General features: G+C 40.1%; 15 protein-coding genes. 2 read left to right on the top strand and 13 right to left on the bottom strand.

Annotated features, from left to right (window positions below):
• On the bottom strand, positions 1–983 hold a 983-nt coding region (locus ACSHXM_RS19310; protein WP_435691581.1), incomplete at its 3' end, for an EAL and HDOD domain-containing protein.
• Between the two features lie 258 nt (positions 984–1,241).
• Between ACSHXM_RS19310 and purU the strand changes: the two genes are divergently transcribed.
• Complete coding sequence (purU, locus tag ACSHXM_RS19305) at positions 1,242–2,096, top strand: formyltetrahydrofolate deformylase (RefSeq protein ID WP_435691579.1); 855 nt, start codon at positions 1,242–1,244, stop codon at positions 2,094–2,096.
• On the opposite strand, the gene ACSHXM_RS19300 is transcribed toward purU, so the two are convergent.
• On the bottom strand, positions 2,093–2,662 hold the full coding sequence (locus ACSHXM_RS19300) for a hypothetical protein (RefSeq protein ID WP_435691577.1): 570 nt from the start codon (positions 2,660–2,662) through the stop codon (positions 2,093–2,095). The two genes, purU and ACSHXM_RS19300, sit on opposite strands and share 4 nt — an antisense overlap.
• 263 nt (positions 2,663–2,925) lie before the next feature.
• Here ACSHXM_RS19300 and ACSHXM_RS19295 point away from each other — a divergent pair, with 263 nt between their 5' ends.
• The gene (locus ACSHXM_RS19295) at positions 2,926–3,516 is read left to right on the top strand and encodes a paraquat-inducible protein A (RefSeq protein ID WP_435691575.1); all 591 of its coding nucleotides are present in this window, start codon (positions 2,926–2,928) and stop codon (positions 3,514–3,516) included.
• Between the two features lie 34 nt (positions 3,517–3,550).
• Here ACSHXM_RS19295 and ACSHXM_RS19290 read toward each other — a convergent pair whose 3' ends face one another.
• The 11 genes from ACSHXM_RS19290 to rplC all read right to left on the bottom strand — a co-directional run.
• Positions 3,551–5,479, bottom strand: a complete 1,929-nt coding sequence (locus tag ACSHXM_RS19290) for a diguanylate cyclase (RefSeq protein ID WP_435691573.1) — start codon at positions 5,477–5,479, stop codon at positions 3,551–3,553.
• A gap of 188 nt (positions 5,480–5,667) precedes the next feature.
• Positions 5,668–5,925 carry a 30S ribosomal protein S17 gene (gene rpsQ, locus ACSHXM_RS19285; RefSeq protein ID WP_435691571.1) on the bottom strand — a complete coding sequence of 86 codons (258 nt, stop codon included), beginning with the start codon at positions 5,923–5,925 and terminating at the stop codon, positions 5,668–5,670.
• Positions 5,925–6,116 carry a 50S ribosomal protein L29 gene (gene rpmC / locus ACSHXM_RS19280; RefSeq protein WP_435691569.1) on the bottom strand — a complete coding sequence of 64 codons (192 nt, stop codon included), beginning with the start codon at positions 6,114–6,116 and terminating at the stop codon, positions 5,925–5,927. The genes rpsQ and rpmC overlap by 1 nt, the downstream gene beginning before the upstream one ends.
• A complete protein-coding gene (gene rplP / locus ACSHXM_RS19275) occupies positions 6,116–6,526 on the bottom strand; it encodes a 50S ribosomal protein L16 (protein WP_215926761.1) in 411 nt (136 codons plus the stop codon). Before rplP ends, rpmC begins: the two co-directional genes overlap by 1 nt.
• Before the next feature lie 2 nt (positions 6,527–6,528).
• The gene (gene rpsC, locus ACSHXM_RS19270) at positions 6,529–7,230 is read right to left on the bottom strand and encodes a 30S ribosomal protein S3 (RefSeq protein WP_435691566.1); all 702 of its coding nucleotides are present in this window, start codon (positions 7,228–7,230) and stop codon (positions 6,529–6,531) included.
• A 9-nt stretch (positions 7,231–7,239) separates the two neighbouring features.
• On the bottom strand, positions 7,240–7,572 hold the full coding sequence (gene rplV / locus ACSHXM_RS19265; protein WP_235314570.1) for a 50S ribosomal protein L22: 333 nt from the start codon (positions 7,570–7,572) through the stop codon (positions 7,240–7,242).
• A gap of 10 nt (positions 7,573–7,582) precedes the next feature.
• Positions 7,583–7,858, bottom strand: a complete 276-nt coding sequence (gene rpsS / locus ACSHXM_RS19260; protein WP_014107406.1) for a 30S ribosomal protein S19 — start codon at positions 7,856–7,858, stop codon at positions 7,583–7,585.
• A 15-nt stretch (positions 7,859–7,873) separates the two neighbouring features.
• A complete protein-coding gene (gene rplB / locus ACSHXM_RS19255; protein ID WP_006992671.1) occupies positions 7,874–8,698 on the bottom strand; it encodes a 50S ribosomal protein L2 in 825 nt (274 codons plus the stop codon).
• 14 nt (positions 8,699–8,712) lie between these two features.
• Positions 8,713–9,015 carry a 50S ribosomal protein L23 gene (gene rplW / locus ACSHXM_RS19250; protein ID WP_006992670.1) on the bottom strand — a complete coding sequence of 101 codons (303 nt, stop codon included), beginning with the start codon at positions 9,013–9,015 and terminating at the stop codon, positions 8,713–8,715.
• Positions 9,012–9,617 (bottom strand): 50S ribosomal protein L4, encoded by a 606-nt coding sequence (rplD, locus tag ACSHXM_RS19245; protein ID WP_006992669.1) that lies wholly within the window; start codon positions 9,615–9,617, stop codon positions 9,012–9,014. Before rplD ends, rplW begins: the two co-directional genes overlap by 4 nt.
• A gap of 18 nt (positions 9,618–9,635) precedes the next feature.
• A partial coding sequence (gene rplC, locus ACSHXM_RS19240; RefSeq protein WP_435691561.1) for a 50S ribosomal protein L3 occupies positions 9,636–10,174 on the bottom strand: 539 nt, incomplete at its 5' end.

The following is a 10,174-nucleotide window of genomic DNA, read 5'->3' as shown; positions in this document are numbered from 1 at the left end:
AAATACTCACTTTCGTTTTTCAGGTTAGAATCCATCGCACATAACTCTAACGCTTTTGCCCGACTAAGTAGGGTTCTAAAAATTTCTAAGGGTGATTCAGTTTCAGAGACTAATAACAGTATTATTGCCCAACGTTTAACCGATTCTATACCCAACATAATCACAGCTTCTCGCACATCAGTGACTTTGCGCACAAATGAAAACAAAGAACTATTAACTAATAAAATTACTTTCATAGCTAACCGAGGGTCTCGAAGAATAGCTTCGGCCACTTGCTGGTTAGAAATATCCGATCGAGTTAACTCTGATAACAATTGTAAAGTTACTTGTTTGCTTGCCGATATTTTGGTGCCTCGCACTAATTTAGGTCGTTCTAAAAAATACCCCTGAAATAATTTAAATCCTAAACCTCGACATTTTTCGAATATCGAGACAGTTTCTACTTTTTCAGCCAGTAATGTAACTGAATAGTTAGCTAATTTGTCAATGCCCTCTTTTAATTGTTCTGAAGTGCAACCTAATACGTCTATCTTTACAATGGATACCAGTTCTAAAAAAGGCTCTCTCTCTGGCTCAAAGATATAATCATCTAACGCAAAACCAAAGCCCTGACTTTTGAGTTCCTTAATTTTATTAATAATACTAGGGGTAGCAGGTACCGTTTCCAAAATTTCTAAAATAATTTTGTCAGACTGAACGGGGAAAAAGCCGGGGGAATTAATAAAATTTTCATCCACATTTATAAAGACGGGAAGGTTAACGTTCATCTGTTCGTCTAGTACACAAGCACAAATATTATTCAGTAATTCACCTGTCGCTCCCATGCCATCATTTACATTATTAACATTAAAAAATGAGCCTCGATATAAGGCTTCGAAACCGTATATTTGATGACTTTCATTAAAAATAGGTTGCCTTGCGAGTAACACCTCATTTTGTAACTTTTCAATTATGGAATAATCTATTTGTTCATTTTTGTACAAAATATCAATCCTTATTGGCCCAATGTGCTTATCGATGCGATATTGTTTAGTCGAATTGAGTTTTAGTTAATAACCTTGAAAAACACAAAGGTTCGATCACGTAAATAATAGACACAATCAAAAAACTTAAAACAAACTATGACAAGTGACGTATTTACAATACCACCACTGATTCAGAATTATCTAAATTTGTTCTTTACCCTAGCCCCCATCGCAGGTCACAATAAGGGCATTCATATAAATAAATCACTTTAGACCATGCAACAAACCTTTAGATTAGTCATAGATTGTCCTGATCAAGTCGGCTTAGTCGCGGCAGTAAGTCAATTTTTAGCCGCTCAAAACGCGACAATTACTGAAGCCAATCACCATACGGATTTGCAAACTGGACGCTTTTTTATGCGCCATGAAATTAGCGCCAATTCAGTAAAGGTGACAATAGACAGTTTTAAAAAAGCTTTTTCTCCTATCGCTGAAAAGTTTGATATGAATTGGAAAATCGCTGATTCACATCAAAAACAAAAAATGGTGTTATTGGCGAGTCACGAATCTCACTGTTTAATGGACTTGTTACATCGCTGGCATAGTGGCGAGTTACAGTGTGATATTCCATGTATCATCGCAAATCACCCGCAAATGAAGCAGTTTGCTGACTGGCATAATATTCCTTTCCATTGGGTTAACTTTAAAGATCAAACCAAAGAACAAGCATTTGCAGAAGTAGAACGACTAATAGAAGCTTACCAAGCAGACTTAACAGTACTGGCTAGGTTTATGCAAATAGTACCTGACCACCTTTGTCAAAAACTAGCCGGTAAAGCGATCAATATTCATCATAGCTTTTTGCCTTCTTTTGCTGGTGCAAAACCCTATCAACAAGCTTACGAGCGAGGGGTAAAGTTAATTGGTGCAACTTGTCATTACGTTACGAGTGACTTAGATGAAGGACCGATTATTGAACAGGAAGTAATGCGAATTAGCCATAGTGATAGTGCAGCTGATATGGTGAGAAAAGGTAAAAGCTGTGAGAAGACAGCACTAGCAAACGGAGTCCGTTATCACTTGGAAGATAGGGTCATTATTCATCACAATAAAACCGTTGTATTTGCTTAAAAATATCCGTTGTATTCTAGGCTAACTTTACTGTTAGCCGCACCTGTTTCGTACCAAGTGCCTGATGCGCGAGTTGCATCCCACTTTTGGCTTGAAACTGAAAACTCCCAGGAATGTTTAGCGGCAAAACCTTGTGTCCTAGCTGACAGCAACAACTCAGTATTAGCGGGCAAATCAAATTGTAATCCTAAAACACTTTTAAACTCAGTTGCTGATTGAGTTATTACACCTATACCTAAACTGAATTTGTGAGATAGATGATATCGAGGAATAAACGCGATTTCTTTAACTGCCAATTTTTGACTAAATACTCCCCAAGAAAGTTTAGCTTTGGCATAACTCACTGATGATTCAATCACAAAGTTTTCCCCAAAAGGTTGAGAATATTGCAATTGATATTCCTTTTGTTTACAGCCGTTAAATTTAACACCGGAGGAAGCGACATTTAGGTCGAATTGAGCAGGCATCCATGATGTTAACCAACTTTTTGCAAAAGCCAGGCGCTCTGTACCTGCAAAACAGGAACTAGAAAGTAATAAACATGAAAGTACTAACAAACACTTCATTTTAAACACTCTGACTTTTCAACATGATTATAGTTTAATCAAACCCGAGGTGTTTTCTGTATAAAGCCTACTAACTACGTATAATATTCCATACCTTTATGTAGCCTTTTCGTTCTACTTTTTCACTTAAGGCTTTGATTAGTAACCGTTCCAATTTTTTATGGTAAAAAAGTTCTCTTTCAAACAATTTGTCACTTAAAACAAAGCCAACTTGATATAATTTAATAAAATTAATTTTGTGGCAAATAATAGAAGGGTCATACATGATTCGTAAACATTTAGGTTTTGGATTAAATATCATTGCTTTAGGGTTATTTTTCCCCGGTATTCTGTTGACGATGTTTAGCTTTGATATGGAAATGAAAGCGATATTAAGTGGCTCGTCGTTAACTTCAGCCTTAATTGATAAAGAGTTGTCCATTATGGCGACTGTCCAAGAACTATGGGATGACCAACGCTTGTTAGTGGCAGGGCTTATATTCGTTTTTTCTGTTTGTATTCCTTTGTTAAAAACACTACTTATCACCTGTGCTTATTTTATGAAGCAACAACTATTCACCAAAAAGTTGGTCGATTTTGTGAACCTCATTGGAAAATGGTCAATGGCGGATGTGTTTGTAGTAGCAATATTTTTGGCTATTCTATCGACCAATCATGCTGAAACAGCAACCGCACAGAACATCAGTGTTTTTGGATTTAACATAGCCTTGGAAATAAGCACACAAACCCTATCATCTGCAGGAGAAGGGTTTTATTATTTTGTCGGTTATTGTGTATTGGCTATGATTGGCAGCCAATTAAGCAGCTCTGCAATCAAATCACAATTAAACAACACTAAATCCCAAATTGAATAAGCACAAAACTAAGCCTGATTTACCAATGTTCTTTCTATACTTCAGGAACGGCTTCAGAGTTAGTGACTTCTATAGTTTGAACTTGGTCTCGGCCTCTATTTTTAGCTAGATACAATGCTCGATCGGCCTGGGCAATAATGTGTTGAATATTATTGCCTTTATCAACGGTATTACTCTCTCGAGAGGCAACTCCTAAACTTACCGTTACATCTTTAACTTGGTGATGCATTTGAGCCAGTTGAATTTTAACATTTTGTCTTATGCGTTCTGCAAATTGAAAAGCTTCTTGTTTGTTAGTATGAGGCAATACTAATAAAAACTCTTCCCCCCCTATTCGACCAATATTATCTGAAGCCCGTAACATATTTTTTAAGATGTTTGCTATTGCCGTTAAAGTATCATCTCCTTGAGCATGGCCATGTTGATCGTTAATCATCTTAAATCTATCTATATCAATCATGATTACTGAAAGAGCGTGGCCATAGCGCAAGCTAACGGCAAAGTGATGTTCTGCTAGGGACATAATAGTCCGTCGATTATTTAAGCCAGTGAGTCCGTCTCTAGAAGCTAGTATTTTGGTTTTATAATACAAACGATATATAACTAGAATTAGCCCCAAAAACATCACTAATAAAATCGCCAACCCGATTAACATCCAGTTTTGAGTTGTGTGCATATCCTCTTGTAATTTAATCTGCGACTCTAATAAAGCATTACGCTCTTCCAAAATAACTTTTTGTCGTTCAGCATAAATGTTTTCAAGTTGATGTTGTTTTAAGTCAAAACTGACAGACAAGCGCGCTGTTTCGTTGGTTATATCCAACCTAGCTTGCTTAAGCAAAGCACGCTCCGCTTTACGCATGTATTGGTAGGCTTCTTGGTAATCTTTATTTTCGTTAAGTAAAATGCCGTGATTGGCATACGCATCCCATTGTGATGCTAAATCTTCTAAGGTCTTTACAATGTCAGTCGCTAACTGGCTATATTTTAACGCATCTTTAAGGTTACCATTTTCAAATAATAAGGAACTAAAATGTACATAAGCATTCGCAATATCAATAGGAACACCTAACTCCTCTCGTATTTGAACGGATTGAGTTAACCAATTGAGAGCCTCTTGGGGGCGAGTTTTACCTATAAAATAAGACTTCAATAAATAAGCGTTGGCTAGGCCAGCAATATTTTCTTGCGTATTAAAGCTATCAGTCGCTTTATCTAGAAGAACGAGCGCTTCCAACTTATCTCCAACAATGTTAATCATTTGTGCAATAGCCATATTGGCCACCGCGATATCAACAACTTCATCGTCTTTGTAATACATAACAGCGCGCATATAAAGATCTAACGCAGCTTCATAATTTTTTAGCTCATATTGTATATCGCCAAGGTAATAAAGGCCTTTACCTTGTAGATATTGCCAATTATTTTTTTCTGCCAGGTCAATAGCAGCAGTGGCTATTTTTATAGCCCGGTCATACTCTTGAATGTAGGCTTTATTTAAACCTAGTAATAAATTAACTTTTGTCTGAATATATAAAAGGTGGTTGTTCGTCTCACCATCTATTTGATCAGTTTTTAATAAAGTTAATGCTTCAAGCAAACTTGAGTCAGCGTCATTAGATCGGCCTGAAAAATAGTCGCTATAAGCTTTGAAATATAATAATTGGCCTTTTTGGACCTGGTTAAACTGATCTATATCTATTTTTTCTAATTTGTTTAAAAGTTCATTCAATAAATCTATGCGGTTATATAATACATATACATCAGCTAACTCAAGCTGAGTGATAAGTTTGGCGGGTATATCATTCTGAAAAGTACTGCTTTTGACAATTAAATTTCGCTCTAGAACAGAGAAAGTTAGCTTTTGATCAATTAGCTCATTTGACTGAATAGCTAAAGCGCCATTTATGTATAAAATAGCTCCAACTAACGCCAAGATTAAATTTGACCATACTTGTTTCACTACACTTCCTTTTAAGCTAACAGTACAATTTTTAGCAGTATTTTGACTCAAAATAAAACTATTACATACTGTATTAAATCAATCCACTTAAAAAATGCTTCTCAAAAACCTTATGGCCATTAAAAAACAAAAAAGGCGCTAACCTTGCGGATAGCGCCTTTTGTATTTCTTTTACTTAAGCTTGCTAGTTAAACAGCAGCTTTAGTAATAACGTCTACTAATGTCCAGTTTTTTGACTTAGACAAAGGACGGCATTCACTTATTGTGACTACATCGCCTTCGTTACACTGGTTAGTTTCGTCATGTGCGTGTAGCTTAGTAGTACGTTTGATGAACTTCCCATAAATAGGGTGTTTCACTTTACGTTCTACCGCAACAGTAATGGTTTTATCCATTTTGTTGCTGACCACACGACCTTGTACTGTACGAACTGTTTTTTCAGTCATTATGCAGCAGCCTTTTCAGTCAGAATGGTTTTAACACGCGCAATAGTGCGACGTACTTTACGAAGACCGTCAGTTTTTTCAAGCTGACCAGTACTCGCTTGCATACGCAAGTTGAATTGTTCACGAAGCAAGTTTAATAACTCTGCGTTCAATTCTTCTACGCTTTTTTCTTTCAGTTCTGTGGCATTCATTACATCACCGTCCGAGTTACGAAAGTTGTTTTAAATGGCAACTTAGAAGCGGCTAATGCAAATGCTTCACGTGCTACTTCTTCTGGAACACCTTCCATTTCGTATAAAACACGACCTGGCTGAATTTGGCATACCCAGTATTCAACGTTACCTTTACCTTTACCTTGACGCACTTCTAGAGGCTTCTCAGTAATTGGCTTGTCAGGGAAAACTCGAATCCAAATTTTACCTTGACGTTTAACGGCACGCGTCATAGCACGACGAGCTGCTTCGATTTGGCGCGCAGTCATACGACCACGTCCTACAGACTTAAGTCCGTAAGTTCCGAAACTTACACTGTCACCCGCGGCAAAACCACGGTTGCGACCTTTGTGCATTTTTCGGAACTTCATACGTTTAGGTTGTAACATAATTAGCCCTCACGCTTAGGAGCACGGCCTTTCTTCTTAGGTGCGGCAGCTGGCTGCTCGTGAGTAAGTGGTAAACCACCTAATACTTCACCTTTGAAGATCCATACTTTTACGCCAATGATACCGTATTGAGTTGCTGCTTCTGATGTTGCATAGTCGATATCAGCACGGAATGTGTGCAATGGCACACGACCTTCACGATACCACTCTGAACGAGCAATTTCAGCGCCGCCTAAACGACCACTTACTTCAACTTTGATACCTTTAGCACCAATTCGCATTGCGTTTTGAACGGCGCGCTTCATAGCACGACGGAACATAACACGACGTTCTAGTTGGCTAGCAATGCTATCCGCAACTAGTTGACCATCTAATTCTGGCTTGCGTACTTCAGCAATGTTTATCTGAGCTGGCACACCGGCTAGCTTAGAAACATGCTTACGTAGCTTCTCAACGTCTTCGCCTTTCTTACCAATTACTACGCCAGGACGAGCAGTGTGTATAGTTACACGAATGCTTTTAGCTGGACGTTCGATAATTAATTTCGAAAGTGAAGCACTTTTAAGAGCCTTAGTCAGATACTGACGTACCTGATGGTCATTAAACAGATTATCTGCATAATCTGCAGTATTAGCGTACCAGGTAGATGTCCATGGTTTGCTGATACCCAGGCGTATGCCCGTAGGATGTACCTTCTGTCCCATTATCTTCTCCTAGTTATCAGACACAACAACAGTGATGTGACTGCTACGCTTAAATATACGATCAGCACGACCTTTCGCTCGAGTCTTGATACGCTTCATAGTTGGACCTTCGTCAACAAAGATTTTAGATACTGTCAATTCGTCAATATCTGCACCTTCGTTATGTTCGGCGTTCGCAATCGCTGACTCTAGTACTTTTTTGACTAGATCGGCTCCTTTCTTTTGGCTATAAGCCAAAACTTCAAGAGCTTTTTCAACGTGTAAACCACGAATTTGATCTGCTACCAAGCGTGCCTTTTGAGCAGAGGTACGAGCATGACGATGTTTAGCAAAAGCTTCCATAATCTATATCCTATCTCTTGGCTTTCTTATCCGCGACATGGCCACGGTAAGTACGCGTTGGAGCAAATTCGCCCAATTTGTGGCCGACCATTTCGTCACTGACAAATACAGGAACGTGTTGACGACCGTTATGGACTGCAATGGTCAACCCAATCATATCTGGGATGATCATAGAGCGGCGTGACCAAGTCTTAATTGGTTTTTTCTCGCCTTTCTCCACTGCAGCCTCGACCTTCTTCAGCAAGTGTAGGTCTATAAATGGACCCTTCTTGAGAGAACGTGGCATGGTGAATCCTCGCTGTTACTTATTACGACGACGTACGATAAGTTTATCGGTACGCTTGTTACTACGGGTTTTCTTACCCTTAGTTGGAACACCCCAAGGTGATACTGGGTGACGGCCGCCTGATGTGCGTCCTTCACCACCACCGTGTGGGTGATCTACTGGGTTCATGGCAACACCACGAACTGTTGGGCGGATACCGCGCCATCTGTTCGCACCGGCTTTACCAAGTGAACGTAGCATGTGTTCTGCATTACCGATTTCGCCAATAGTGGCACGGCAGTCTGCTAATACTCGACGAACTTCACCAGAACGTAGACGAAGAGTTACATAACCCTCGGCACGCGCTAGGATTTGAGCGTACTGACCAGCAGAACGAGCAATTTGTGCACCTTTACCAGGCTTCATCTCAATAGCGTGTACCGTAGTACCTACTGGGATGTTACGCATTGGTAAAGAGTTACCAGCTTTGATCGCAGCGTCTGAACCAGATTGAATCTGATCACCCGCTTTAGCGCCCTTAGGAGCCAAAATATAGCGACGTTCGCCGTCTGCGTATAACACCAAACAGATGTTTGCAGAACGGTTAGGATCATATTCTAAACGCTCAATTTTAGCTGGAATGCCGTCTTTGTTGCGTTTGAAATCTATAACACGATAGTGTTGCTTGTGGCCACCACCAACGTGACGTACTGTGATACGTCCGTTATTATTACGGCCACCAGATTTGCTGTTCTTTTCAAGCAAAGGAGCGTAAGGAGCGCCTTTGTGTAGATCAGGGTTAACAACCTGAACTACGTGACGACGACCAGCAGAAGTCGGCTTAGCTTTCAATAATGGCATGTCTAGTCCCCTTCTTAGCCTTCGCTGCCAGCAAAGTCGATGTCTTGACCTTCTTTAAGCACAACGTAAGCTTTTTTCCAGTCTTTACGCTTGCCGAAAGATGCACCGTGACGCTTGGTTTTACCCTTTACGTTAACAGTACGAACAGAATTAACTTCAACTTCGAACAATTTTTCAACTGCCGCTTTGATTTCTTCTTTGTTCGCATCTTTAAGCACTTTGAAAACAACAGTGTTGTTAACTTCAGCTGCAAGCGTTGCTTTTTCAGAAACATGTGGTGCTAAAACCACTTTTAAAAGACGTTCTTCGTTAATCATGCTAACGCCTCCTCTAATGCTTTCACTGCATCAGCAGTTATCAACACTTTTTCGAATGCGATCAGGCTGACTGGGTCAATGCCTTGTACATCACGTACGTCAACTTTGTATAAGTTGCGAGCTGCTAAGAACAAGTTCTCATCAACTTCAGACGTTACGATTAGTACATCACTTAGCTCAAGGCCATTTAACTTAGAAAGTAATTCCTTAGTTTTAGGCGCTTCAACTGAAAACTTTTCAACCACGATTAAACGTTCTTGACGTACCAATTCAGATAGGATGCTTTGAATCGCACCACGGTACATCTTCTTGTTAACCTTTTGGCTGTGATCCTGTGGCTTAGCAGCGAATGTTACACCACCAGAACGCCAGATAGGACTACGGATAGTACCAGCACGGGCACGACCTGTTCCTTTTTGACGCCAAGGTTTGGCACCACCACCACGAACTTCAGAGCGTGTTTTTTGTGCTTTAGAACCCTGACGGGCACCTGCACCGAATGCAACTACTACTTGATGTACTAGTGCTTCGTTAAATTCACGTCCAAAGGTTGCTTCGGATACTTCAAGAGCGCTTTGCGCATCTTTCAATACTAATTCCATCACTTAACTCCCCAGACGTTACGCTTTAACTGCAGCTTTGATGATGACGTCGCCACCTGGCGCTCCAGGAACATTGCCTCTTACTAGAAGAAGATTGTTCTCTGCGTCAACACGCACTACATCCAAAGACTGAACTGTCACACGTTTATTTCCCATCTGACCGGCCATTTTTTTGCCTTTGAAGACTTTACCTGGTGATTGGTTTTGGCCAATTGAACCAGGTGCACGGTGAGACAATGAGTTACCATGTGAATTACGTTGGTGGCTAAAGTTCCAGCGCTTAATAGCACCTTGGAAACCTTTACCTTTAGAAGTTCCTGCAACGTCAACCATTTTGGTGTCAGCAAAAATTTCAACAGTGATTTCACTGCCAACTTCTATGCCTTCGCCTTCGTTGCCGTCTAAACGGAATTCCCATAAGCCACGACCAGCTTCCACGCCAGCTTTAGCAAAATGACCTGCTGCTGCTTTATTTACGCGGTTCGCTTTTTTGTCGCCAGCGGTTACTTGAAGCGCTGTATACCCGTCGGTTTCGTCAGTACGTAACTGAGTAACAC

The organism is Paraglaciecola sp., assembly GCF_051252315.1.
GTDB lineage: Bacteria > Pseudomonadota > Gammaproteobacteria > Enterobacterales > Alteromonadaceae > Paraglaciecola.
Note: the sequence above shows the minus strand (reverse complement) of the source record. Positions and strands in the feature narration are given on the sequence as shown.

Bases quoted from the DNA above. Each gene is read 5' to 3' on its own strand.
- ACSHXM_RS19295 (WP_435691575.1), top strand. From the start codon at position 2,926: ATGATTCGTAAACATTTAGGTTTTGGATTAAATATCATTGCTTTAGGG.
- rpsQ (WP_435691571.1), bottom strand. From the start codon at position 5,925: ATGACTGAAAAAACAGTTCGTACAGTACAAGGTCGTGTGGTCAGCAAC.
- rpmC (WP_435691569.1), bottom strand. From the start codon at position 6,116: ATGAATGCCACAGAACTGAAAGAAAAAAGCGTAGAAGAATTGAACGCA.
- rpsC (WP_435691566.1), bottom strand. From the start codon at position 7,230: ATGGGACAGAAGGTACATCCTACGGGCATACGCCTGGGTATCAGCAAA.
- rplB (WP_006992671.1), bottom strand. From the start codon at position 8,698: ATGCCATTATTGAAAGCTAAGCCGACTTCTGCTGGTCGTCGTCACGTA.
- ACSHXM_RS19300 (WP_435691577.1), bottom strand. From the start codon at position 2,662: ATGAAGTGTTTGTTAGTACTTTCATGTTTATTACTTTCTAGTTCCTGT.
- rplP (WP_215926761.1), bottom strand. From the start codon at position 6,526: ATGTTACAACCTAAACGTATGAAGTTCCGAAAAATGCACAAAGGTCGC.
- rplV (WP_235314570.1), bottom strand. From the start codon at position 7,572: ATGGAAGCTTTTGCTAAACATCGTCATGCTCGTACCTCTGCTCAAAAG.
- purU (WP_435691579.1), top strand. From the start codon at position 1,242: ATGCAACAAACCTTTAGATTAGTCATAGATTGTCCTGATCAAGTCGGC.
- rplD (WP_006992669.1), bottom strand. From the start codon at position 9,617: ATGGAATTAGTATTGAAAGATGCGCAAAGCGCTCTTGAAGTATCCGAA.
- rplW (WP_006992670.1), bottom strand. From the start codon at position 9,015: ATGATTAACGAAGAACGTCTTTTAAAAGTGGTTTTAGCACCACATGTT.
- rpsS (WP_014107406.1), bottom strand. From the start codon at position 7,858: ATGCCACGTTCTCTCAAGAAGGGTCCATTTATAGACCTACACTTGCTG.